At 43.0% G+C, this 23,600-nt stretch carries 22 protein-coding genes; 10 read left to right on the forward strand and 12 right to left on the reverse strand.

Annotation, left to right across the window (positions count from 1 at the left end; translation table 11 throughout):
- Together LNTAR_RS03765 and dgt are read left to right on the forward strand one after the other, a co-directional pair.
- Entirely contained in the window at positions 1 to 732 is a 732-nt protein-coding gene (locus LNTAR_RS03765) for an HAD-IA family hydrolase (protein WP_007277310.1), read from the forward strand.
- Complete coding sequence (gene dgt, locus LNTAR_RS03770) at positions 725 to 2,167, forward strand: dGTP triphosphohydrolase (protein ID WP_007277311.1); 1,443 nt, start codon at positions 725 to 727, stop codon at positions 2,165 to 2,167. Before LNTAR_RS03765 ends, dgt begins: the two co-directional genes overlap by 8 nt.
- A gap of 48 nt (positions 2,168 to 2,215) precedes the next feature.
- Here dgt and LNTAR_RS03775 read toward each other — a convergent pair whose 3' ends face one another.
- Positions 2,216 to 3,121: a mechanosensitive ion channel family protein gene (locus LNTAR_RS03775; RefSeq protein ID WP_007277312.1), complete on the reverse strand. Its 906-nt coding sequence runs from the start codon at positions 3,119 to 3,121 to the stop codon at positions 2,216 to 2,218.
- Positions 3,122 to 3,196: 75 nt separating this feature from the next.
- Positions 3,197 to 3,859: a DUF6901 family protein gene (locus tag LNTAR_RS03780; RefSeq protein ID WP_007277313.1), complete on the reverse strand. Its 663-nt coding sequence runs from the start codon at positions 3,857 to 3,859 to the stop codon at positions 3,197 to 3,199.
- Between the two features lie 139 nt (positions 3,860 to 3,998).
- Here LNTAR_RS03780 and ruvA point away from each other — a divergent pair, with 139 nt between their 5' ends.
- From ruvA to LNTAR_RS03805, 5 genes are read left to right on the forward strand one after another with little or no spacing between them, the layout of a single operon-like run.
- Entirely contained in the window at positions 3,999 to 4,619 is a 621-nt protein-coding gene (gene ruvA, locus LNTAR_RS03785; protein ID WP_007277314.1) for a Holliday junction branch migration protein RuvA, read from the forward strand.
- Positions 4,620 to 4,626: 7 nt separating this feature from the next.
- Complete coding sequence (gene ruvB / locus LNTAR_RS03790; protein WP_007277315.1) at positions 4,627 to 5,652, forward strand: Holliday junction branch migration DNA helicase RuvB; 1,026 nt, start codon at positions 4,627 to 4,629, stop codon at positions 5,650 to 5,652.
- Positions 5,649 to 6,521 (forward strand): YicC/YloC family endoribonuclease, encoded by an 873-nt coding sequence (locus LNTAR_RS03795; RefSeq protein ID WP_007277316.1) that lies wholly within the window; start codon positions 5,649 to 5,651, stop codon positions 6,519 to 6,521. The genes ruvB and LNTAR_RS03795 overlap by 4 nt, the downstream gene beginning before the upstream one ends.
- Positions 6,511 to 7,497, forward strand: a complete 987-nt coding sequence (locus tag LNTAR_RS03800; protein WP_007277317.1) for an RluA family pseudouridine synthase — start codon at positions 6,511 to 6,513, stop codon at positions 7,495 to 7,497. The genes LNTAR_RS03795 and LNTAR_RS03800 overlap by 11 nt, the downstream gene beginning before the upstream one ends.
- 13 nt (positions 7,498 to 7,510) lie before the next feature.
- Entirely contained in the window at positions 7,511 to 8,311 is an 801-nt protein-coding gene (locus LNTAR_RS03805; RefSeq protein WP_007277318.1) for a hypothetical protein, read from the forward strand.
- Position 8,312: 1 nt separating this feature from the next.
- Here the strand turns inward: LNTAR_RS03805 and LNTAR_RS03810 are convergent, their stop codons facing one another.
- A complete protein-coding gene (locus tag LNTAR_RS03810; RefSeq protein ID WP_007277319.1) occupies positions 8,313 to 8,597 on the reverse strand; it encodes a DUF6172 family protein in 285 nt (94 codons plus the stop codon).
- Between the two features lie 223 nt (positions 8,598 to 8,820).
- Complete coding sequence (locus tag LNTAR_RS03815; protein WP_007277320.1) at positions 8,821 to 10,380, reverse strand: DnaJ-like cysteine-rich domain-containing protein; 1,560 nt, start codon at positions 10,378 to 10,380, stop codon at positions 8,821 to 8,823.
- Between the two features lie 107 nt (positions 10,381 to 10,487).
- On the opposite strand from LNTAR_RS03815, the gene LNTAR_RS03820 reads away from it, so the two are divergent.
- Positions 10,488 to 11,168 (forward strand): metallophosphoesterase, encoded by a 681-nt coding sequence (locus LNTAR_RS03820; RefSeq protein WP_157473197.1) that lies wholly within the window; start codon positions 10,488 to 10,490, stop codon positions 11,166 to 11,168.
- 27 nt (positions 11,169 to 11,195) lie between these two features.
- Here LNTAR_RS03820 and LNTAR_RS03825 read toward each other — a convergent pair whose 3' ends face one another.
- Both LNTAR_RS03825 and LNTAR_RS03830 read right to left on the reverse strand, forming a co-directional pair.
- Positions 11,196 to 12,140, reverse strand: a complete 945-nt coding sequence (locus tag LNTAR_RS03825) for an ArsR/SmtB family transcription factor (RefSeq protein ID WP_007277322.1) — start codon at positions 12,138 to 12,140, stop codon at positions 11,196 to 11,198.
- A 7-nt stretch (positions 12,141 to 12,147) separates the two neighbouring features.
- The gene (locus LNTAR_RS03830; protein WP_007277323.1) at positions 12,148 to 13,173 is read right to left on the reverse strand and encodes a lysine-2,3-aminomutase-like protein; all 1,026 of its coding nucleotides are present in this window, start codon (positions 13,171 to 13,173) and stop codon (positions 12,148 to 12,150) included.
- A gap of 111 nt (positions 13,174 to 13,284) precedes the next feature.
- Between LNTAR_RS03830 and LNTAR_RS03835 the strand changes: the two genes are divergently transcribed.
- Complete coding sequence (locus LNTAR_RS03835; RefSeq protein WP_007277324.1) at positions 13,285 to 13,611, forward strand: 4a-hydroxytetrahydrobiopterin dehydratase; 327 nt, start codon at positions 13,285 to 13,287, stop codon at positions 13,609 to 13,611.
- Positions 13,612 to 14,484: 873 nt separating this feature from the next.
- Here LNTAR_RS03835 and LNTAR_RS03840 read toward each other — a convergent pair.
- Genes LNTAR_RS03840 through LNTAR_RS03855 form a run of 4 tightly spaced genes read right to left on the reverse strand, consistent with a single transcriptional unit; the run spans position 14,485 to position 17,701 of the window.
- The gene (locus LNTAR_RS03840; protein WP_007277325.1) at positions 14,485 to 15,255 is read right to left on the reverse strand and encodes an HAD family hydrolase; all 771 of its coding nucleotides are present in this window, start codon (positions 15,253 to 15,255) and stop codon (positions 14,485 to 14,487) included.
- Complete coding sequence (gene tadA / locus LNTAR_RS03845) at positions 15,248 to 15,772, reverse strand: tRNA adenosine(34) deaminase TadA (protein WP_007277326.1); 525 nt, start codon at positions 15,770 to 15,772, stop codon at positions 15,248 to 15,250. Before tadA ends, LNTAR_RS03840 begins: the two co-directional genes overlap by 8 nt.
- Positions 15,769 to 16,440, reverse strand: a complete 672-nt coding sequence (locus LNTAR_RS03850; protein ID WP_007277327.1) for an ABC transporter ATP-binding protein — start codon at positions 16,438 to 16,440, stop codon at positions 15,769 to 15,771. Before LNTAR_RS03850 ends, tadA begins: the two co-directional genes overlap by 4 nt.
- Complete coding sequence (locus LNTAR_RS03855) at positions 16,433 to 17,701, reverse strand: ABC transporter permease (protein ID WP_007277328.1); 1,269 nt, start codon at positions 17,699 to 17,701, stop codon at positions 16,433 to 16,435. The genes LNTAR_RS03850 and LNTAR_RS03855 overlap by 8 nt, the downstream gene beginning before the upstream one ends.
- An 815-nt stretch (positions 17,702 to 18,516) precedes the next feature.
- Between LNTAR_RS03855 and LNTAR_RS03860 the strand changes: the two genes are divergently transcribed.
- Positions 18,517 to 20,913 (forward strand): glycoside hydrolase family 94 protein, encoded by a 2,397-nt coding sequence (locus LNTAR_RS03860; RefSeq protein ID WP_007277329.1) that lies wholly within the window; start codon positions 18,517 to 18,519, stop codon positions 20,911 to 20,913.
- Positions 20,914 to 21,074: 161 nt separating this feature from the next.
- Here LNTAR_RS03860 and LNTAR_RS03865 read toward each other — a convergent pair whose 3' ends face one another.
- Positions 21,075 to 22,490 carry a mannose-1-phosphate guanylyltransferase/mannose-6-phosphate isomerase gene (locus LNTAR_RS03865; protein WP_007277330.1) on the reverse strand — a complete coding sequence of 472 codons (1,416 nt, stop codon included), beginning with the start codon at positions 22,488 to 22,490 and terminating at the stop codon, positions 21,075 to 21,077.
- Between the two features lie 17 nt (positions 22,491 to 22,507).
- Complete coding sequence (gene fcl, locus LNTAR_RS03870) at positions 22,508 to 23,479, reverse strand: GDP-L-fucose synthase (protein ID WP_007277331.1); 972 nt, start codon at positions 23,477 to 23,479, stop codon at positions 22,508 to 22,510.
- Between the last annotated feature and the right edge of the window lie 121 nt (positions 23,480 to 23,600).

The raw sequence follows: 23,600 nt of genomic DNA on the forward strand, positions 1-23,600 counted from the left end.
TTGTTAAAAGCATTATTTTTTGACATGGATGATACGCTTTGCGATACGCAAAGCGCTAACCAAAAAGCGGTAGATTGGTTGCTTGCGGAACTCGCAAGTCATGGTGATTTTGATCATGAAGTTTTTATCAGTCAGTACTTATCTGCAATTTATCGCGAGTTGGATGATCAACTTAAGCAGTTGACGGATCCAATTAAAGATGAATCGGATTACCGTCATTTTGTTTTTGATTACTTCTTAAAGCAACATCAAATTGAGCCGAACGATGCCCTTATGTCTTATGTGGCATTATTTGATCATAAACGAATTGAGTTCTTTGATTTTTATCCTGGCGTCAAGCAGATGCTAATCGACTTGAGAAGTCAGTATAAGTTGGTTTTAATTACCAATGGTCCTGCATATTCGCAAGTACCAAAAGTGGAGCAAGTCAAAATGTCTGAGTACTGTGATCATGTTCTAATTGGCGGGCTTGAGCCCGAACAAAAGCCAGCCAAAAGTATTTTTGATAAGGCTTGTCGATTAGCAGATTGCTTAGCTAATGAAACGCTTCATGTGGGGGACTCTTTGGGTTCCGATATTAAAGGCGCCAAATGTGCGGGTATTAAATCTTTTTGGATTTTGCCAGAATTTACAGAGTTTAGTGCAGTTAATCCTGAAAGTGATTATGTAGCTGATAGTGTTTTGCATATTGATAAGGTTCTTGAATTAGAAGCACAAGCTCATCATGCCTGAAGATAAAGCCTTCATAAAAGCTTTTTGGGAAAAAGCTATGTGCCCCATCAGAATGAAGGATATAGCCAACTCCAGAGATCCTTTGCCTAATGCTTATACAGGAACGCGCACAGCCTTTGAGTCAGATCACGATAGAATTCTATTTTCGACTCCCTTTCGACGTTTAATCGACAAGACGCAAGTTTTTCCCCTAGAAAAAAAATATGATACGATTCGCAGACGTTTAACTCACTCCTATGAAGTGAGTAGTCTAGCTCGAAGCTTTGGCAATGACCTGGTTTTTAATTCACCCGAACTTTTCCCCAATTCGATTTCACCCCAACGAAATATACCCGTCGTACTTGCCACAATTGGCTTAGTTCACGATATGGGTAATCCCCCTTTTGGTCATGAAGGTGAAAGTGCCATTCAGTACTGGTTTCGATGCCGCGTGGAAGATAATCCTAACTTTTTTGAAGGCTTTTCAGAGCGGCAACAACAAGATTTTTTGAAGTTTGAAGGCAATGCTCAGACGGTTAGGATAGTGACTCACCTACAAGTCTTAAATGATTTGTATGGTCTGAATTTAACTTTGGGAAGTTTGTCAGCTTTATTAAAGTATGTCGTTCCCTCAGATAAAGTGAATAAAAAAGAAGACCTTGCCAAAGGTAAATTTGGTTATTTCTCCTCAGAGAGAGAAGTTGTAGCAGAAATGGAATCCTATACTGGGCTTGTTGAGCAACGTAACCCTTTGACTTACATTATGGAAGCCTGTGATGATATTGCCTACTCAGTTCTCGATATAGAGGATGCCGTGAAAAAAGGCGTGATTTCCTATGCTGACATTATTTCTTATCTAAAATCAGAAAATGAAAAAGAAGCAGATCACTACATTTCAGAAGTGATTGATCGTACGTCAGCAGACTATGGTAATTATTCTGGAATAGACGACCTATCTTATCATGAGCTCAATGATATTGCGATGGTGAAATTCCGTGTGTATGCAATCAATACTTTAATGCAGAGTGCACGTCAGTCTTTTGCAGATAATTACTCATCAATTTTAAGAGGTGAATTCAAGCAAGACTTATTGAAAGTCTGTGGGGCGAACCGTTTATCAAAAGTGCTTAAAACTTTTTGTTATCGTCATATATACCGCAATCGCGATGTCTTAGGTTTGGAACTCCAAGGCTTCAACACTATAACGGGCTTATTAGATATTTTTTGGGATGCTATTAACGATTGTGAAGATAAAGGAGATCTCGCGAGTCCTTTTTCAAAATATGTTTTTGAGCGAATTTCCGAAAATTACCGCAGAGTTTTTCATCACACAGTGAGCCAGAAGAAATTACCTGAAGCCTACTGCCGCATGCAGTTAATGACCGATATGTTGGCAGGTATGACGGATACTTACGCGGTGACGACTTACGAAGATTTACATCAGAGAAGGAAATAAAAAAAGCTGCAGTTGAATGCAGCTTTTTTATTTAAGTGGATGAGAGACTTAGGAAAGTTTGTCGCCGCCAGAGACGATGTGTAAATCGCGTTGTGGGAAGGGAATTGAAATTCCTTGCGCATCAAATTCTTTCTTGACTTTTTCATGCATGTCAAAATAAACATTCCAATAATTCACTGCTTTCACCCACGGACGAACGGCATAGTTAATACTTGAGTCCCCGTGTCCAGAGATGGAAACCATTGGAGCAGGATCTTGTAAAACTCTTTCATCTGCTTTGAGGATGTCCATGAGAACTTGCTTAACTTTATCGTTATCATCACCATAGCTACAGCCAAAAGTAAGGTCCACACGAATTTCTTCAGTCTCAGTAAAGTTGATGATTTTGTCGGCAGTGAGAAGTGAGTTAGGAATGACGGCAGTTTTGTTGTCTGGGGTAATCAGTTTGGAAGTAAAGAGTTCAATTTCTCGAACTGTTCCCACCGTGCCACCAGCATCAATGAGGTCGCCGACTTTAAAAGGTTTGAACATGATGATTAAAATACCAGCAGCAAAATTGGAAAGAGCTCCTTGTAAAGCAAGACCAATTGCAAGGCCTGCCGCACCGACAGCAGCAACCATCGAAGTAGTGGGCATGCCGAGCTTAGTCAGTGCGCCAATAATAACAAAGACAACGCCCGCGGCATTGATGAGATGGCGCGCAAATTTAACGAGAGTTTCGTCAGTTTTTCCTTTGGTCATGAGGTGGCAGATGTAACGAGTTACATACTTAACAACTTTGATGCCGATCCAATAGATGGCTATCGCGTGCAGTAGGGGCACACCATAGATGCTTAATAGCTCCATGCTCTTTTCTGCGATGGGGAACGTAGCTTCAGATGCAGGGCTGTCTCCAATGACAGAGGCGTCTTCAACAACAGGTGTGTCTGCGGCTGCAAAAATAAAGTTTAACATACTCTTCTATCCTAATTTTGTTGAGTTATGAAAACAGTATCGTTTCTATGTGAAAATCCCAAATATTCTTAAAAATTAATCGAAAGATTTTAGCTTGTTTTCGAGTTGTTTTGTGATCGAAAGGGACATTAAGACAGTGAGGGAGTGGTAGATGAGTACAGCGTTGATGCCAGCGTCACCTTGAGCGAGTTCTTGAACTCGATGACTGAGATTAGTGAAGAGATCGTTTAAAACGTTGAGAAAATCAGCATCTTTCTTGTCGTCACGACTCTCGTTTTGGAGTTTTTGCACGGCAAAAAATAGCGTGAAGGCATGGATGACTTCGTCTTTTGTAGGGAAGGGGGGGATGAAGTCAATGATTTTGCGAGCTTCGCGACCTACTGGGCAGGCAGATTGGAAAACGGCGATGCGTACGAGTTCTCCGATTATATCCTGTAATTCACGGTCTTTGTATTCGATGTATCGTCCCGAGCTTTCCCAAACTTTTACTGTGGCTTTATCAATCGATTTCTTTTTGATAATATTTCGGGCATAGGAATTAAGCGCACGAGCAGCGGGACATAAAGGGAAGTCACCTTGGGATAGGGTACAATTAGCACATTTGTGGTTTTCAAGTTTTAACCACTCTTGGGGATTTTTACTTTCATTAGCATCGAGATTAATACTCTTGGTGTTGGTATAATCAAAACTCCAGCTGAGGGGCTCGCCATCAGCTTCGTTATTAAAAATAATTTCCATTTTCTTTATCATGTACAAAGATAAACTTTAAAAGCTGAGCAAGCAAAAAATTTCATCAGCTTTATCTCAAATTGTCGGGAAATGAAGCCAGTTTAATCTATATTCTTAGTTAATTATAATTTTATTGAAGGCGATGCTGATGATAGCGCATTTAAAAGGACAATTGGTAGAGCTCGAATTGAGCAATGCAGTGATCGATGTGGGAGGCGTAGGCTATTACGTCGATATTCCTATGAGTACTTATGATCGCCTACCAAAAGTAGGCTCGCCAGTGGCTTTGCGAATTCACATGACCGTTCGCGAAGATGCAATGAATCTATATGGTTTCGCAACAGATGAAGAACGTAGCTTTTTTAGAATGATTACTTCAGTGAGTGGGATTGGACCAAAGATTGCCTTAGCAGCGCTATCAGCTTTGCCGACAGAAACCTTTTGTGAAGCGATTCAGGAAGGCAATATAAAATTGCTGAGTAAAATTTCCGGCGTGGGTAAACGTATGGCGGAACGCATGGTTGTTGAGCTAAGAGATAAAGTGGGTGCCTTGGGCATGACCTCAGCCTTTGTCGCAAAAGTAGCTGATGATGATATGTCGGCCCAAGATAAGGAAGCTTTTAACGACTCTATCATGGCCTTGGAAGCATTGGGTTACCGTCCCGATACAATTCGCAAGACTGTTAAAACGATTTTTGATGGCCTAAGCCCCGCCCAACGCAGCTCTGAAAATATTATTAAAGCGGCCTTATCCGCAATGAATAGCTAGGTCCTCTATGTCTGAAAACTTTTTTGAGTCAACTTTAAAGAAAGAGACTGGCGAAAACGACAATATCTTACGCCCTAAAACTTTTGAAGAATTCCCTGGACAAGATCAAGTAAAAGAGCGCCTCTCAATTTTTGTGGAAGCCGCAAAAATGCGTGATGAAGCCTTGGGGCATTTTATTTTGAGTGGACCACCCGGCTTAGGCAAAACAACTTTGGCCTATATCGTCGCTAATGAGCGTGGCAAAGGCATAAAGACTTCTTCTGGTCCAGTATTGGAAAAGCCCGGTGATCTAGCTGGATTACTGACTAGTTTGAGTGATGGCGACATTTTATTTATTGACGAGATCCACCGTCTTCCGATTGCGATTGAAGAGTACTTGTACTCGGCCATGGAAGACTTTTTTATTGACATCATGATTGACCAAGGTGTAGGAGCTCGCTCAGTGCGACTCAATATTCCTAAGTTCACTTTGGTAGGAGCCACGACGCGTTTAGGTTTATGCTCAGCGCCATTACGCTCAAGATGTCAGCATGTCCACCGCCTTGAATATTATAGTGACGAAGAATTGGGAAGAATTGTTAAGCGCTCTTCCGATTTAATTAATTGTGAAATGGATGAGAAGGCGAGCCATGAAGTGGCTGGCCGGAGTCGTGGCACACCCCGAATTGCCAATAATTTATTGCATTGGGTACGAGACTACGCGCAAGTTAAAGCAGATGGATTTGTGACTTGGGATTTAGCTAATAAAGCCCTCAATATGCTGAATATTGATAGCAATGGCTTAGATGAAATGGACAAGAAGATCCTCAATACAATTGCCTATAACTTTGACTGTGGCCCCGTGGGGATAAAAAATATTGCCGTCAGTGTGGGAGAAGAAGTGGGGACTTTGGAAGACGTCTACGAGCCATTTCTCATACAAGAAGGCTATTTAGTCCGAACTCAGACAGGACGAGTTATTTCTCAAAAAACAAAAAATATGCTAGGGATCAATTCAAACTCTAGCGATGAACAGGATTTACCAAATTTATGAAAAGCATGACGGGCTATGGTCGCGGTGAAGCGACTTTAGAAGATTTTAGTATTGTGGTTGAACTCTCGACTGTAAATAGAAAAGGCTTGGATATGCGCGTTAATTATCCACGTGAACATTTAGCTCTCGAGGGTTTAATTCGCAAGAAAATTGGTGGGGTTTTATCTCGTGGTATGGTGACAGGTAGTTTAAACCTTTCATTTAATGCGGGTGCGATGTCCGCAAATGTAAACAAAGATTTGATCAAGTCATACATTGAGCAACTCCAAGAAGTTCACGAAAGTATGGGCATGGAATATACTCCAGACACGGTGCGCTTGATGAGTTTGCCAGGTGTTTTAGAAGACAGCGGTAAAAATATTGATGAAGACTTACTCATGAGCTGCGCAGCAAAAGCTTTGGATAAAGCTCTTGAGCAACTTTTAGAAAACCGCGTGCGAGAAGGTTTGGAAATGAAAAAAGATTTTCTCGAGCGCTACGAAACAATGTTGAGCCTTCACGAGCAAATTGAACAGACTTATCCACAAGCACTGGCAGACTATCGTGAACGTCTGACGACGCGAATTAAAGAAGCCGCATTAGACGTGGAAATTGATGAAGATCGTTTAGCTCAAGAACTCGTTATCTACAGTGACCGCAGTGATATCACTGAAGAAGTGGTCCGGCTCAATGCACACCTTAAACAATTCAAAGTTCTCTTGGATAAAAGTGAACCCATTGGACGTGAAATGGATTTCCTCATGCAGGAGATGGGTAGAGAAGTGAATACCACTGGTTCAAAATCGAGCAATGCAGATTTGTCCGCCCTAGTTGTGAGTTTTAAAGCAGAACTCGAAAAATGCCGCGAGCAGATGGCTAATGTCGAGTAAAGAGCCGAAAACACCAGAAGAATTAGAAGAGATGTTGCGCGTTGTGCGCAAAAAAATTACTCCAGAAACAGAAGGGCACGGGGTCTTAGATTTCCTCTGTACTAAATTCACTTACCGTTCTCGTGAGGACTGGCAGGAAGCTTTGCTTGATGGGAGCTCCCAGATCAATGGTAAGCAAGTTGAGGATTATAATGCCATTTTAAAAGCGGGTGATGTGATATCACTCGATGTGACCAAGATTCCCGAACCAGATATTGATCGTGATTTTAAAGTTGTTTATGAAGATGACGATATTTTGATGGTCGAAAAAACGGGAGACCTTCCCGTTCATCCAGCCGGTAGCTTCTTTAAAAACACGCTTTGGTACATGCTGGTTAAACAATTCGGCAATGTCCATATCATGAATCGCCTCGACCGTGAAACCTCTGGATTAGTTTTAATTGCGCGTCATCATAAAGCCGCTTCCGTATTAGGTAAGCAATTTGAGCGTCGCCAAGTTGGCAAGGAATACGATGTCTTGGTAGAAGGCCTAGTCTCTTGGGATCAGTATGACGCCCTGGGTTATATGGGTCCTGCCGTATCGAGCAAGATACGTAAGAAGTTTTCTTTTACTGAAGCTGAAGATTGGCAAGATTATGGCAAGCACTCGGCGAGAACAGAATTTTCTGTTTTGCGTAGATCGCATGAATTGAGTCATTTACATTGCCGTTTGCATACGGGTAGGACTCATCAAATTCGTGCGACTTTACTCTCTTTGGGTTTTCCTTTAGTTGGCGATAAAATTTATGGCCTCGATGAGCAATTCTTTTTGTCCTTTATCGATGGAGCACTTACTGAGCAAGATTATCAAAAAATGCGTCTCAGACGTCAGGCTTTGCACTGCTCATTAATGTCTTTTACTCATCCGATGAGTGGAGAAGATGTGGTTTTTGAAAGTTCTTTGCCGAAAGAATTAGCAGAGCTTATATTATCCTAAACGGGATGAACTTATGCTGAGAGAAATAAAACATAGCTGTGGGCACATTGAGACCTACCAAATTCCCCATGGGAAATTCTCTCGCATGAAAAATTTTTATCAAGAACGTGTCTGTAAAGAGTGCTGGAAAACCCAAGAACAGGAAAAAGAAAAGTTAGCCAAAGAAAGCAACGCTCGCGCAGGTTTACCCAAGTTAATGGGTTCACATAATTCCATCCCGGGTGCCGAACTCATACGTTATGATTTTTTTAAATTTGTTGCCGATAATACCGAGAATCTAAAAGAAAAGGGCGAGCCTTTTCAAATTGCCGTCGATCTTTTGCGATCTAAGCAAAAAGCTTCTTGGTGGCATGCTCACAAGCGTGAGCGTTTTGTACATTTATTTGACGTTGCCATGGATCACGCAGCACATCAAATGCGTCTAAAGGCTTTGAGACCAGAAATTGACCAACGTTTACGTGAATTGCATTTGGTGCCTTTGTCAGGGTCCACAAAACAGATTCAATGGGCGCAGACGATACGCAATAAAATCCTTCTAGATCTCATTGGTGTGGAACTCTGCCTCGAGGAAGCTTTAAGGGATAAGCAAGAGTGGGCTCAGTTCATGCTCAAACTCTGTCAGGACCTGGAACCCATTCCTCATCTTTTGGAAAAAATGTCAAAGGATCTGGCCTTAATGGATGCAGCGGGTCACTGGATCGAGATCCGTCATCATTCTTTGGAAGATTTGGTCCGCTGGATGAAACGGCCTGAATCATTGGCGCGAACCCTCCACTTAGTGCAGGGACGCTTTTTCTTTATTCTAAATCTCTAGCTTACTTTTTTAAGCGTTTAGCTGCTCGGCCAATGATTTCGATATAAAATGATTCGAGCTCATTTTTCTCAGCTTGATCGATGTGTTTATCAATTTCAGAGAGATGAATTTCTTTGGCTTCAGCTTCAGTGTCGCCATATTTACAATCAAAATCCCAGTAATCGAAACCCTCGGGAAGAGTTTTACGACGGTTGCGTTTAAGGTATTTTCTGACTTCAGCTTTGACAGCTTCAATCATACGAGGGTATTTGATTTTTGGGTGAACGAGTTGAAAGGTTTTTTTCATGAGAAATCCTAGTTTAATTTCGCCCAGTATAGTGGGTGGCTTAAATAGTTCGAACTAATTTTTAAATTTATTATTTTTCCTTTTGTACTCAAGGAGGGTGAATGGACTAAGGTGGTGAAGTTATATGACCTCTATTCACTTGCTAATTTGACTTAGGCTCGTTTTGCTATTAAAAAAAAGCTCCTTGTATAAGGAGCTTTTATTAAATCTCTGTAACGGTGTTTTAAATTTCGACATCCGTTGCGCTGTTCGCATAACCAATGACTTTATCATCTTGGTCCAAGACCAGGATGCAGGCGCCACCAACTTGTAAAACACCATTAGATCCACAGCGCATTTTCCAGAATTCAAAGAGTCCAATTAGAATATCTTTTTTTCTTGCATCATCAATAAAGTCTGGAGTGGCGGTTAAATAAAGCGTTGTTTTAAAGTTGCCTTTATTATCTTTATTGAGCGCGTAAATACGCGAAGCTAAAGTGACATTGTTTTGTCTTTGCTGAGCCTTAAGACGGTCGTAGAACTCTTCAAGAACTAGTTTGAGGTGTTGGGGCGTTTTGCTTTCAACAACGGTGCTGCCAATGGAGGGTGGATCAAAATCAAAACCGCCACTCATAGTATCATTGTCTTGCATGGGTTCTTTTCTAACAATTGGTCGTTCTTTAACAGTGGTCTCAATAGATGTTTTTGGTGTTTCTGGTAAAATAATTGTATTATTTGAAGCCACTAAGTTAGGGTCGCGCATGTTGGGGTTCTTGGTGATCTCATCAGCAATATTTCTGAGTTGCGATAATGATTCTACAAAAAGAATCGGAGCATTTTCAGAAGTAAAGAGTTTGCCCTTGCCTGCACATGAACGGCAATTGAGAAAAATTTTGCCAGCTCCGGCACATTTGGGACATTTGCCAGTTCCCTTACAAGTAGGGCAGTCCTTACGAACGATTTTTGCATTGAGTCCTTTATAAACGATGATGCCGTTTTGGCAAGTATTATTGGTACAACGACCGAGTTCACATGTACGACAATCTTTTTCAGTCTGACCTTCACCTTCACATGTTGGACAGGTCTTGAAAAAATCTGAGCCATAGGCAAAAGCGGTCATTTCTTTACCCATATTTTTTTCAACCGCAGCACGATAAGAACCCGTTTTTGGATGTTTGTTTTTTATCAAGCCGAGCAAAGTTGCCTTAGTGGCCGCCCCTTGAAGAATGGGGTTTTCTATCTTAAAACTAAGTTTAGCAAGAGTGTAGAGGCCTTTGTTTTCGTCTCCAGCAATTTCTTCGAGGGCTTGATTAATAAGCTTCACCGTCTCTTTAAGTTCGTCTGCAGGACTGAGTGTCTCTTCTGGAAACTTAGTACCTTCAATTTTCACTTCTTCAACTTCTGCATTTTTGAAAATAATAGGATCAAGAGAAGTAATTGTATGGCCTTTGCTTTGTTCATCGTTAGCAGCACTCACCATGACGAGGAGGCGGAATTGATTTTTGAGTTCTTGATTTAAATTGGGGTTATCGAGCTTTTGAATCTTTGCAAGATAGGATTCACTTAAATCGGATTGATTGGCATCAAAATTATCTGCTTTGATTTGGTAGAGGCTGAGAAGTCTTGTGAGGATGATTTGCTCATTAGTATTTTGATTGTCTTCTAAAATAAGTTGTATTTGGGGAGCCCCAAAATTTGGGGCGGCATTATTAATTCCATTCTTAATTATCTGTAAGTCGGCAGAGTCTAAGGCAGATAGTGAATTTACTATTAATATGCAAAAGAGGATGAAGGTTTTTTTCATTTTAAACTGTTCCATGTGGCGAAGTAAAGTATTTGTATATAAACGAAACTATAAGTGAGTTTATTGTCCCTGTCTATAAAAGCATCAATTATTAAATGGAAGTTAAATTGAAAAGAAAGATTTTTGTTGGTGATATTCACGGCTGTTATGCAGAATTCAAAAAGTTACTGAAGAAAGTTAATTACGATGCTGATTGTGATCGTCTTATTTCGGTAGGAGATATAGTCAACAAAGGACCTCAATCGGCCGCGGTTTTGGACTACTTTATCAAGAACAAAATCGAAGTCGTGAAGGGCAATCATGAAGACTGGCTTTTTAGGGCTTTAAGTGGCGAATCACCCATGTATAAAGAGGGCGAACAAATTGTTCAAGAATCAGCTTATTCGAAAGAAGAAATCCTCCATTGGTTAAAAAACCTTCCCTGTTATATAAAAGGAGAAGATTTTGTGGCCGTTCACGCCGGGTTTTCACCCTACTGTAAACTGAAAGAGAATAATGAACGCGACTTGTTTACGGTTCGTTATGTGGATAAAGAGACTCAAGAGCTCTTCGCTAAAGATAATGGCGAACATAAGCTCTCACCATGGTATGAGGAATTCACTTATCAAAAGCCAGGCAAGAGAGAAATTATTCATGGTCATTGGGCTAAGAAAAAGATCTGTGAATATGGTCGAGTCATTGGTTTAGACACCGGCTGTGTCTATGGAGGGCACTTATCCGCCTACATTTTCCCAAGTAAAAGGATCGTCCAAGTCCCTAGCGAACAGCGCAAACAATACGATTATTAAAGGACTTTTCAGTAATTGGGGCGAACCCTAATCAGCTTTAACAGCGATGCAGACGAAGGGGTTTTGCCCTGCCTTTGAGTTTTCTTGTAAACTAGAAAAATTAATTTGGCTGAAGCCCGCTTCTTGAAGCCATTCTTCGAGTTGAGCTTGATCAAAACCGAGCCAAACCGATCCAAAGCGTTCACGTGTACTCTCGTCTTCGTGATGATTCATATCCACAATGATAATGCGGCCATTTTTTTCGCAACAACGGGCAATTGATTTGAGTAAGCTCTGGGGGCTGGGGATTTGGTGCATGACAAAATGCAAAAGCAGAGCATCACATTTCGGGATATTGAGCTCACCAGAAGTGAGGTCACTCTGAACGAAATTGATCTTGTTTAATTTATTCTCTTCAGCGCGTTTTTGCGCTTTGGCCAACATCACGTCACTTTGATCAACGGCATAGATTTCACCATCAAAGCGATCCAAAAGCGGAAGCAGTAGTCCCGTGCCGCAGCCGAGATCGGCAATCTTCATACCTTTAGGCGCAAAACCAGGCAAGGCAAAGACGGCAGCTCCTGGATGGTGAAGCGAAGAAATAACTTCGTCCCACTGATCAGCCAAGTCATGCATCACATCGCGGCTTTCTTTAGCACGCTTGAGAATCACTTTCTCTAAGCGTGAGAGGTCGGGGTGATCAGAACCCACAAGAGTATTGATGTATTCAGATAAACTTGGGCAATTTTTTTCTAAGTTAACAGTGGTGTAAAAAATGCGAGTTCCATCACGTCGATCATTGAGCAGATTGGAGTTTTTTAAGACAGCTAAGTGACGTGAAATCTTGGGTTGGGGCAGGGTGGTGATTTCACAGATTTCCTGAACATTGAGTTCTTCTTTCTGTAAAATGCGGATGAGCCTCAAACGCGTTTCGTCGGCGAGTGCCTTGAGAATGAGTGTGTGATCTTCGTCACTAAAGCTATTTTTTAACATGTCCTTCCTAGAGATAATCCTGATAATCCACGAAAGTATCATGAATAGTCTGGATTTTCCATGTCTTATCATCCTTGGCTTGGATAAATTCTTTACCTGCGGGGACTTTTCCCAAACCTCCAGGCACATCGAGTACGTATAGGGGCTGGGCAATGCCAGATAAACTTTTGCGAAGTTCGCTAGTCACTTGGCGTCCTTTTTCTAAACTGACGCGGAAATGACTCGTGCCTTGGGCGAGGTCGGGATGGTGTAGGTAATAGGGACGTACACGGATTGCCACGAGACTTCTAAAGAGTTTCTCAAGTTTCTCGACCGAGTCGTTGATGTTTTTGAGCAAAACACTCTGACTCAAGAGCGGGATCCCCGCACGGCTTAACTTTTTAATTCCAAAGCAAACATTATCACTGAGCTCTTTGTGGGAGTTGCAATGTAAAATCATATAGAGCGCTTTTTCACGATCGAGAACTTTGAGCAATTCATCACTAATTTTTTCGGGAGCGACCAAGGGAATACGGGTGTGAATGCGAATCACTTTGACGTGATCAATTGCTTCTAATTGATCGAGGATGCTTGCGAGTTTGTCTGCTGAAAGGCTTAAGGGATCACCGCCAGTTAAAATCACTTCCCAAACTTCTTGGCGTTCGCGGATATAATTGAGTGCGTTTTCGAGTTCATCTTGCTTTAAGATTTCATCGGCTTGGCCGACTTTTTCGCGTCGAAAACAAAAACGACAATAAACATTGCAGGTATGCAAGGGTTTCAGTAAAACCCGGTCGGGATAACGATGGGTGATGCCCTTGACGGGAGTGAACTTTTCGTCGCCAATCGGGTCGTTAAGCTCCTCTTCCTGAATCTCTAATTCTTCTTTTGTGGGAAGGTATTGCTGACGGATTTCGGGTTCGGCAATATTTTTAATCACTTCGGGACTCAAACTAATTTGGAACTTTTCAGCAACGCGATTGAGCAAGTCAGTATCATCGGCAGAGATTAAACCTTGTTCCTGCAAAGCCTTGGTATTGCGAATATAGTTCATAAATTCATAGTTTTTTCATTAATAAATAAAATGCTGAGCCCAAAGAGGTATTAATTTAATTGTGCTTAGAATAGGGCATCTTTACTAAATTAAAATTGCTAGGAGTTCCAGATGAGTCAGTGGCTAGAAAAAAAATGTGAAGCTTGTGAGGGTGGTGTTGAGCCTTTGAGTGAAGAAATTATCAATGATTTCCTTTCGACCGTTCCAGGTTGGGAATACAAAGAGTTGCGTTTATCGCAAAAATTTGATTTCAAAAATCATTACGAAGCGATTTCATTCGTCAATGCAGTTGCATGGATTTCTCACACCGAGAATCATCACCCCATTATGGAAGTCGGTTTTCGCGATGTGACCATCTTTTATTGGACACATGCTATCGACGGCATTAGTGATAACGATTTCATTTGCGCCGCCAAAGTTAATCAGCTTCTTAATTAATCTGCTGGGTTAAGGGCCGGCAGGTCCTTACAGGGAGCTCGAGGGGCAGCACTCCCTCGTGTGCAAAGCATTCATAAAGGCAGAGAAGGCCTCAGGATTCAGGATTGTTTTTATATGCGTGCCGAAGGCACGAAGTATAAAGCTCAATAAAATTTCTTAGCCGCCGGGTTAAGGGCCGGCAGGTCCTTACGGGGAGCTCGAGGGGCAGCGCTCCCTCGTGTGCGAAGCACTCATAAAGGCCAAGAAGGACTCAGGAATCAGGACTCAGAAATGTTTTATAGACGTGCCGAAGGCACGAAGTATAAGCGAGCCTATGGTTTCAACCATAGGTACCGAGTTTAATATTATCTCCCGTTCTGAAGGAACGGAGCATAGACTCAATAAAACTTCTTAGCCGCCGGGTTAAGAGCCGGCAGGTCCTTACGGGGAGCTCGAGGGGCAGCGCTCCCTCGTGTGCGAAGCACTCATAAAGGCCAAGAAGGACTCAGGAATCAGGACTCAGAAATGTTTTATAGACGTGCCGAAGGCACGAAGTATAAGCGAGCCTATGGTTTCAACCATAGGTACCGAGTTTAATATTATCTCCCGTTCTGAAGGAACGGAGCATAGACTCAATAAAACTTCTTAGCCGCCGGGTTAAGAGCCGGCAGGTCCTTACGGGGAGCTCGAGGGGCAGCGCTCCCTCGTGTGCGAAGCACTCATAAATAGATGGAAGGTGTCTGGGTATCCTATATGCGTGCCGAAGGCACGAAGCATAAAGCTCAATAAAATTTCTTAGTCGCCAGGTTAAGGGCCGGCAGGTCCTTACGGGGAGCTCGAGGGGCAGCGCTCCCTCGTGTGCGCAGCACTCATAGAGCCACCCACAAGTTCAAATTAAACTTGTTTCACCTGAGGAATAAATTCCAAGGCCTCATCAAAATCTGTAATCACTTCTTCGAAACCCTTGGTCTTGAGTTTGCTTAATTTTTCCTGATCGCAACCCTTGCCATCTTCTTCGCTGATGGCTACGCCAATGCAGGGGCAAGCGAGCTCACGGCCCGCTTCAAGTTCAGTGAGGCCATCGCCAATGATGAGTGTGTTTTCATTATTATAAGCGTAATCTTTAATCGTTTTGCGGATGGATTCACGTTTGTAGGGCAGTTCCAAATGCTTTTCATATCCTTGGATATGAACAAAGTATTGACTAAGCTCTAAAGTCTCACATTCAAACAGAAGCTTTTCGTGGCTCGTGCCCGAGAGTAAATGCAATTCGTAGCCCAGTTCAATTAAATTTTCTAAAAATTTGCGAGCTCCGCAAAGCATCAGTTGGTCCAGTTGACCTTTATCCTTGAGCTCAGTAACACGAGCGTATTCCCAATCACTTGAATAAGTATCAAATTCTTCGATGATTTGATCAAGTGAATGCTCAATCGAGCAAAAATTAAGGATTTCACTTAAGGCACCCATTTGTTGCGCAATCGTCGTTCCGGGTGCATGGCTAATCCATTCTTCTGTTTGGCTGAGCGCTTCTTCTTTTGTGGTCTCTGATAAATTTGCGGTTTCAGCAAAAAGTTTTTGATGAAAAAACTCTCGCATTTTATCTTCCCAACCACAACGAACACGCGTTAGGGTTCCATCAAAATCAATAATAGCGGCTTTATTCACTTTTCTTTTCCTTTTGGGCTAAACGACGCATTTTAAAAAAACTTTGAATCAATAAGCGACACTCATCTTCACAGCAATGGCCCTCGCTTTTCACTTTGTGCAGCAAGCCATCGTGATCGTGAATATGAAAAGAACCACCACAACCACCGCCTTTTTCGTCGGCGAGTCCAAAGACGACGCGGTCAATGCGCGAGTTAACGAGAGCGCCCGCACACATGGGGCAGGGCTCTTTGGTCACATAGAGTGTACAGCCATGGAGGCGCCAGCGATCGAGATGAGCTGAAGCTTGGGTGAGGGCTAAAATTTCAGCGTGCGCCGTGGCATCTTTGAGCATTTCGACTTGATTCCATGCTTTGGCAATTACTTCACCTTCATGTACAACGACGGCACCAATTGGAACTTCGCCAGCTTGAAAAGCTTGTTCGGCCTGGCGTAAGGCCATGCGCATGTAGTGCTCATCTGAAAAAACGATCCTTTCGTTGGATTCATCTTCAGAGAAAAGCGCATCATCAATCATGAGCTCAGTTTACCTTTTTTGAGCGTAAAGACTTTGGAGGCATACTTTTTTAATTGGTGATCATGCGTCACCATGACGATTGTTTTGCCTTGTTTGCGAAGTTCGCTAAAAAACTCGATGAGTTCCTCAGAAGTTTTTGGATCGAGATTGCCCGTGGGTTCGTCGGCCAAGATGATGTCGGGGTCATTCACTAAGGCGCGACAAATCGCCACGCGTTGTTGTTCACCACCAGAAAGAGCTCCTGGGTGGTGCGTTGATCGCGAGGCCAAGCCAACGCGTTCAAGTAATTCCATGGAACGCTTTTTTGCTTGATTGCTCTGACTAGAGAATTGTGCCGGAAGCATGACGTTTTCTAAAGCTGTGAGTTCGGGGATGAGCTGAAAGGATTGGAAGACAAAGCCGAGTTGATCTTGACGCAATTTGGCTTTAGCCATGGCAGAAAATTTCGCGTAGTTTTTCCCTTGGAGCAGAAGTCGACCACTATCGGCTTTGTCGAGGGTTCCCAAGATATTGAGGAAAGTTGATTTACCACTTCCTGAAGAGCCGATGAGCATCGCCCAGTCACCCTGTTGGATGTCGAGACTGACATTATCCAAAACCTGAATACGGCCTGCATCAGCGGAATTGTAGTGTTTGCTTATATTCTGCGCGGAAAGAAAACTACTCATTTGATTGCAAAGCCTTTACAGGGTTGACAGAGACAGCCACTAAGGCGGGGAAAAGAGAAGCGAGAGCACAAATGATAATCGCTCCCCAGAAAATGAGGTGCACATCAGAGGAAAGGATGAGCATCGGCACGCGATCCAACATATAAAAGTCGGCATCCCAATTACCTAAAATACCAACTACCCACTCACGCTTATCCAGCGTAAACAAACCACCAATAAGACCTAGGGTTGAGCCGAGAGAACCAAGCACGAGGCCTTGAATGAGGAAGACCCAAAGGATTTGTATGGGTGTAGCGCCAATGGCCTTGAGCACGCCGATTTCCCGCGTTTTTTGGAGTACCAGTGAGAACAAGCAGGCAGCAACCCCCACGGCAGCTCCGCCAACAATAAAGAATAACACCAAGGTCATCATCGTTTTTTCTTTCTTGACGATATCAAAGAACTGCTTCTTTTTATATTGCCAGGGATAAAACTGTGCTTTGGTATTAAAGAAATAGGGATCACGGGCAAGTTCTTTAGTGACTTCTTCCGCTTTTACGGGATCTGGGATCGAGAGGTCAATGCCGAGCGAAGCGCCCCAATCCTGTTCGAGTAATTCGTTTGCACTATCGAGATGAATGAACATGAGGTTTTTGTCGATGTCCACATAACCCGTGCGGAAGATTCCACTCACCGTGAGTTCGAGTGCCATGTTGAGGTAGACGTCATCGACTTTCCCTTCTTCTTTTTGAAGCAGTAACTTGCCGTACTTTTGCGGTGAGTGCACAATGATTTTATCCCCAATAGTGACGCCGAGCATTGCCGAGAGGCGGCTGGAAATCAGTGCTCCTTTGGGATCGAGCTGATACTTACCATTTTCATCGAGGCCATCAATGATGTAAGTTTTGAGTTTCGAGGCTTCTTGATCATATTCGGGTAAGATACCCTTCGCTAAAAAGGATTTTATGCTCTTGTCTTGCTGAATGAAGATGGGCATTTGCGTGTAGGGGGAGCATTTGAAATCATACTTATTTTCGATGTGATCCATTAAGTCTAAGTAATCGGGGAAGAATTTGCCATCATAACGACTCATGGAAATATGCGATTCCACTTCCATGATCTTTTTTTGGATCTCGTGGGGATGACCATTCATCACACTCATGACCACTAGCAAGACGCCGACTCCAAGCATGGGGCCGAGGCAGGAGAGCCAAGTGACGATTGATGAGATGTTTTTCTTTGGCTTCAAATAACGCCAAGTTAGAAAAAAGATGCCTTTCATTAAATTCCTCTAAGTGATTTCGCTCAAAATAAAGCAGGCTCATAAGCTTACAAGCAGACAGTCAACAACAAGTAGCGATTTAGTTAACGCGCTTCGCGCTGAGATTACGGCCTTCGGCCTGAGAGATAGAGTTTAGATCGTTCGCAAGCGAACTGAAAGAAGCAAGACCGAGCTAAAGCTCTGAAAGAGATAAGAATTAAATTCATGGTTCAAGTTTTTTGACCTTCAATTCAAAATTAAGAATTCACCATTTAAAATTATCTTTTGCTGGGAGCGCGGGAATCCTTCCCGCATTATTTGGATACTTGATTAATGATAATCTCACGCAGAGGCGCGAAGTCGCCGAGTTTGAGTTATTGGGTTATATTTAAAATGACTCTATCTATCCTATCAGTTAGATCTGTGATTAAATAAAGTTTTAATTCAATATTCAACTTCAAGTCTTCAAACTCAGCGCGAAGCGCGTTAACTCAGGAACTGGTTCCGTCAACTCAGCAATGCGTAAACTCAGAAGCTTTGCTTCGTCACCTAAGCTCGGAACGAGCGCTACCTAAACGCATGAAATGCGTGCAGCCTAAGGCTAAGTCGCTCCCCAAGCGCCGGCGCAACCCTAGGCGAAGCCGTCTCCACCCTCTTACAGCGAAGCGTTCTTTCAGTTCGCTTGCGAACGGTCTTAGCTCTAGTTTCTGAAGCTCCGCTTCATCACCTATGACAAAAAAATCTCATAAAAGCCCAAATTGCTGTCAATTTGTTACCCTCGACAGTTATTAATCAAGTATTCAACACGAAACAAATTTATTAAGAGGAATCACCTTATGCAGTACGGCTATTTTGATGATAAAAACAAAGAATATGTAATTGAACGTCCCGATACACCAACTTCTTGGAGTAACTACTTAGGTTCCACTCGTTATGGTGCGATTATTACCAATAATGCGGGTGGCTATAGTTTCTTTAAATCAGTGGCTCAAGGTCGCTTCACACGCTTGCGTTTTAACGCAGTTCCCATGGACCAAGCGGGCCGTTATATTTATATCCATGATGCGGATACAAAAGATTATTGGTCAGCTTCTTGGCAACCAGTGGCTAAGCCTTTAGACGAATATAAATCTGAATGTCGTCATGGTTCTGCGTACACAAAAATTTCTTCTGATTACTCAGATATTGCGACAAACACAAATTTTTTCGTGCCACTTGATTCTGATTATGAATGCTGGCGCACAACAGTAAAAAATAATGGCGCCACTAAGCGTACACTGAAAATGTTCACTTACGTCGAATACGGCTGTAACTGGAATGCTAATGACGACCTCAATAATCTTCAGTATTCACAGTACATCACCGATATGAGCGTTGTTGATGGTATCATTAGCCATGCTTCAAACACTAATCTTCCTGAGATGCCGGATAATTTAGAAGAAAAAGACCAGGCGCGTTATACTTTCCTCGGAGCTGTGGGTGTTGAGGTAACGGGCTACGATACAAGTCGTGAAGCCTTCATTGGCCCTTACCGTAGCTATGCAAACCCGATTGCCGTAGAAAAGGGTGAGTGTTCGAACTCACTTGCGAAAGCTGGCAACCCTTGCGGTACACTGCAGTTTGAGATTACTCTTGAGCCAGGCGAAGAGAAAGAATTCGCAATCTTCATGGGTATTGGCCGTGCAGAAAAAGAGGGTAAGCAAGTTGTTGAAAAGTTTGCTAACCTCGATCTCATTGACTCTGAGTTTGAGAAATTGAAAAATTACTGGCATTCAAAGATGTCACAAATGTCCGTACAAACTCCCGATGGCGATGTCGACTCCATGCTCAATATGTGGAGTCAATTTAATAGCTTGATGACTTTCTTCTGGTCACGTGCAGCCAGTCTCGTTTATTCAGGAGCTCGCGATGGTCTCGGTTACCGTGATACGGTACAAGATATGCTCGGTGTGATGCACGCGATTCCAGAACTCGTTCAAGAGCGTTTGGAACTGATGATCACGGGGCAAGTAGCCAGTGGTGGTGCAATGCCAGTTGTGAAGCCTTTCGCTCATAAGCCTGGTTTTGAACCCGAGCCCAGCCCAGAAGAGTTCCGTTCAGACGATGCCCTCTGGCTCTTTAACGCCGTTCCTGCTTATGTGAAAGAAACGGGTGACCTCGACTTCTACAAAAAAGTACTTCCTTATGCCGACAAAGGACAAGATACGATTTTAGCTCACTTGCGTAGAGCGCTTGAATTCAGCATTAAATACTCAGGAGCTCACGGTTTCCCATGTGGTATGTTAGCTGACTGGAATGACTGTCTCGAACTCGGTCAGCAGGGCGAAACAGTTTTCGTGGCTTTCCAATTGCGTTATGGCCTCAAAACTTATATCGAAATCTGTCAACTCTTAGAGACTTACGAAGACGAAATTACTTGGGCTGTTGCGGAACTCGCAAAACTCGATAAAAACCTCCATGAGCATGCTTGGGATGGTGAATGGTTCCTGCGCGCTTATCGCGATGATGGTCTTAAATTCGGTTCGAAAGAAAATGATGAGGGTTCAATCTTCCTTAATACTCAGACTTGGGCGGTGTTCTCTGATCACGCTTCACAAGAAGAAAAAGTTTCCGCGATGGATGCGGTTCACCGCGAACTGGCAACGGATTACGGCATCATGCTTTGTGCTCCTCCCTTTGTGAATACTGACTACAAAGTGGTACGTGCGGCACTCTTTAATCCAGGCCTCAAAGAAAATGCCGCTATCTTCACCCATACTCAGGGTTGGACGATTATGGCCGAAGCGATACTCGGACGTGGTGAGCGCGCTTTCGATTACTACAAATCAACGCTTCCTGCAGCATATAATGACCGTGCCGAGGTCCGCCAGATTGAACCTTATGTTTACTGTCAGTCAACTATTTCAAAGTTCCACCCCCAAGAAGGAGCTTCAAGACTCCCTTGGTTGACGGGTGCAGCCACATGGGCTTATTACGCAGCGTCGCAGTATATTATAGGTATCCAACCAGATTATAATGGCTTAAGCATCGATCCTTGTGTTCCAGCTAAATGGGACAAGTTCCAAGTGGAACGTCAATTCCGTGGAGCGACCTACCAGATCTCTGTGAGCAATCCCAATGGAGTCAATAAAGGCGTCGCCTCAATCAAACTCAATGGCGAAGCCATCGAAGGCCAATGCCTTCCCGTTTGCGCATCAGGTAGCAACAACAAAGTTGAAGTCATCATGAGTTAAGGCGCTTCGCGCTGAGGGAGCGGCTTCGCCTAAGGGAGCGCTCGTTCCGTCAACTCAGGAATTTGTTCCGTCAATTCAACGAAGCGCGAGGACTCCCTACACTCCCTAAGGTCTGCGGCCACTCCCTAAGGCCTACGGCCGCAACTCAAGCGCGTAGAGTTTTACGCCCTACCATAATTATCATCGAGTCGGACAATATCGTCTTCCTCCAAGTAAGTTCCACTTTGAACTTCGATAATTTCCAAATCTATTTTACCGGGGTTTTCTAGCCTATGTTGAACTCCGATTGGAATGTAAGTGGACTGGTTTTCACTTAATAGAATTTCCTTATCTCCATTTGTGACGATTGCAGTTCCTGTAACGACTACCCAATGTTCGGCACGGTGATGATGTTTTTGTAGGGAGAGTTTTGCACCTGGATTGACTGAGATGCGCTTGACTTTAAATTGTGGGCCTTGATCAATGGTGTTGTACCAACCCCACGGGCGATAAACTTTGCTATTTATATCCGCTTCGGGTCTACTTTGTTCTTTTAACTCTTCCACGATCTTTTTTACATCTTGAGCTTTGGATTTATGGGCCACCAGCAAGGCATCATCAGTATCTACAATTAATAAGTCGCTAACCCCTACAGTAGCAATAAGCTTTTTATTTGCGCGAATAAAGTTTCTTTCACTATCAATGGTTAGGGTATCACCCACACAGCTATTTTCATAGGTATCTTCGCTGTGTTGATTAGCTAATTCTGTCCATGAACCGACATCAGACCAACCGGCATCTAAAGGGATGACTTTGACGACTTGCGATTTTTCCATAATTGCATAATCAATTGAGTCCTTGGGACAAGCAGCAAATTCTTCGACTCCCGGACGAACAAAGTCCATGTCATCACTAGTGTTTTCAAAAGATTTTTCACAGGCTTCTAAAATGTCAGGACGGTATTTTTTAAGTTCACTAAGGTAAATATCCGCTCGAATGAGAAACATACCTGAGTTCCATAGGAAGTTTCCTTCACTAAGATAAGCTTCTGCTTTTTCTAAATTGGGTTTTTCAACAAAGTTATCCACTTGCCGAATAGAGCTTACAAATTGCTCTCCTGCCTGAATATAACCATAGCCCGTTGCGGGATGATCAGGAACAATGCCAAACGTTAATATATGGCCTTCTGCGGCACAGGGTGCTGCGTCTCTTACGGCTTGGCGAAAGGCCTCTTCATCTTGAATGAGGTGATCCGCCGCAAGTACTAGCATCAATGCTTCTGGCTCTTGTTTATGGACTTGAAGAGCAGCTAAAGCAACCGCAGGAGCAGTGTTTCTAGCACAAGGCTCTAAGATTATTTGTGGGGATTTCACCCCGATTTCGCGCAATTGTTCAGCAACTAAAAAGCGATGATTTTGATTGGCGACAACAAGTATTCGTCCCTCTTGCTCTAAGCCATCAAGACGCAAAGCCGTTTGCTGAAGCATAGTGAACTCTCCACAAAGTGGGAGGAATTGTTTAGGGTGAGTCGAACGAGACATCGGCCAAAGGCGACTGCCGCTGCCACCTGACATAATAACGGTATTAATTGAATGCATTGGAGTTTCCTTTTGAATTAAGCTTCTCTTAAATCGAGAGCGTTTTCTTTAAACCATTCATAAGTTTGCTTGAGACCTTCTTCTAACTGAATACCAGCTGTCCAGCCTAGTTTTTTGAGACGATCCACTTGCATCAGCTTACGTGGTGTACCATCGGGCTTACTGGTGTCAAAACTAAGTTCACCCTGGAAATTTGTGACCCGTGCCAGTGTTTCTGCTAGCTCTTTGATGGTGCAATCAATGCCCGTACCCACATTGATGTGAGAGCAGCGTTCATCGGTAAACTCATCATAAACTTTGCGTTCTAAATGGCAGATGTAAATTGATGCCGCCGCCATGTCATCCACATGAAGGAATTCACGCATGGGTTTGCCACTGCCCCAAATGATCACTTCACTTGAACCATTTTCTACTGCTTCGTGAAAACGGCGCATCATTGCGGGTATTACGTGACTATTTTCGGGATGAAAATTGTCATTAGTTCCGTATAAATTTGTTGGCATTGCAGAGCGGTAATCAACACCATATTGACGATTGTAGGATTCGCAAAGTTTAATCCCCGCAATTTTTGCAATCGCATAGGGTTCATTTGTCGGTTCCAAATACCCATTAAGTAACTCGCTTTCCACCATGGGTTGAGTCGCCATCTTTGGATAGATGCAGCTTGAGCCTAAAAACAGTAGTTTTTGGACGCCATTAAGATAAGCTTGATGAATGATATTAGACTCAATCATCAGGTTTTCATAAATGAATTGTGCGGGAAAGCTATTATTGGCGTGGATACCGCCGACTTTCGCTGCCGCAAGGTAAACCACATCGGGTTTTTCTTTTTGAAAAAACTCAGCAACCGCGCCCTGACTGCACAAGTCGAGTTCATGACGACTGCGGGTAATTATATTGTTATAGCCTATTGCTTTAAGTTGTCTGATGATGGCAGAGCCCACCATTCCTCTGTGCCCAGCAACGTAAACTTTTGAATCTTTTTCCATTTTTATTCCTAATTTTGTTTAGTGAGTTTCATACGTGCCTAATCTATAAAGCCTTAGCACCTTAATTTATTTGACTATTGGAAGTTCTTCTTTGCTTAATATGCCTTAAGGATAATACTTT

This window comes from Lentisphaera araneosa HTCC2155 (assembly GCF_000170755.1).
Lineage (GTDB): Bacteria > Verrucomicrobiota > Lentisphaeria > Lentisphaerales > Lentisphaeraceae > Lentisphaera > Lentisphaera araneosa.

Bases quoted from the DNA above. Each gene is read 5' to 3' on its own strand.
- tadA (WP_007277326.1), bottom strand. From the start codon at position 15,772: ATGATTGATGATGCGCTTTTCTCTGAAGATGAATCCAACGAAAGGATC.
- fcl (WP_007277331.1), bottom strand. From the start codon at position 23,479: ATGGAAAAAGATTCAAAAGTTTACGTTGCTGGGCACAGAGGAATGGTG.
- LNTAR_RS03860 (WP_007277329.1), top strand. From the start codon at position 18,517: ATGCAGTACGGCTATTTTGATGATAAAAACAAAGAATATGTAATTGAA.
- LNTAR_RS03805 (WP_007277318.1), top strand. From the start codon at position 7,511: ATGCTGAGAGAAATAAAACATAGCTGTGGGCACATTGAGACCTACCAA.
- dgt (WP_007277311.1), top strand. From the start codon at position 725: ATGCCTGAAGATAAAGCCTTCATAAAAGCTTTTTGGGAAAAAGCTATG.
- LNTAR_RS03810 (WP_007277319.1), bottom strand. From the start codon at position 8,597: ATGAAAAAAACCTTTCAACTCGTTCACCCAAAAATCAAATACCCTCGT.
- LNTAR_RS03795 (WP_007277316.1), top strand. From the start codon at position 5,649: ATGAAAAGCATGACGGGCTATGGTCGCGGTGAAGCGACTTTAGAAGAT.
- ruvB (WP_007277315.1), top strand. From the start codon at position 4,627: ATGTCTGAAAACTTTTTTGAGTCAACTTTAAAGAAAGAGACTGGCGAA.
- LNTAR_RS03855 (WP_007277328.1), bottom strand. From the start codon at position 17,701: ATGAAAGGCATCTTTTTTCTAACTTGGCGTTATTTGAAGCCAAAGAAA.
- LNTAR_RS03775 (WP_007277312.1), bottom strand. From the start codon at position 3,121: ATGTTAAACTTTATTTTTGCAGCCGCAGACACACCTGTTGTTGAAGAC.
- LNTAR_RS03865 (WP_007277330.1), bottom strand. From the start codon at position 22,490: ATGCATTCAATTAATACCGTTATTATGTCAGGTGGCAGCGGCAGTCGC.
- ruvA (WP_007277314.1), top strand. From the start codon at position 3,999: ATGATAGCGCATTTAAAAGGACAATTGGTAGAGCTCGAATTGAGCAAT.
- LNTAR_RS03780 (WP_007277313.1), bottom strand. From the start codon at position 3,859: ATGGAAATTATTTTTAATAACGAAGCTGATGGCGAGCCCCTCAGCTGG.
- LNTAR_RS03825 (WP_007277322.1), bottom strand. From the start codon at position 12,140: ATGTTAAAAAATAGCTTTAGTGACGAAGATCACACACTCATTCTCAAG.
- LNTAR_RS03800 (WP_007277317.1), top strand. From the start codon at position 6,511: ATGTCGAGTAAAGAGCCGAAAACACCAGAAGAATTAGAAGAGATGTTG.
- LNTAR_RS03835 (WP_007277324.1), top strand. From the start codon at position 13,285: ATGAGTCAGTGGCTAGAAAAAAAATGTGAAGCTTGTGAGGGTGGTGTT.
- LNTAR_RS03815 (WP_007277320.1), bottom strand. From the start codon at position 10,380: ATGAAAAAAACCTTCATCCTCTTTTGCATATTAATAGTAAATTCACTA.
- LNTAR_RS03850 (WP_007277327.1), bottom strand. From the start codon at position 16,440: ATGAGTAGTTTTCTTTCCGCGCAGAATATAAGCAAACACTACAATTCC.
- LNTAR_RS03830 (WP_007277323.1), bottom strand. From the start codon at position 13,173: ATGAACTATATTCGCAATACCAAGGCTTTGCAGGAACAAGGTTTAATC.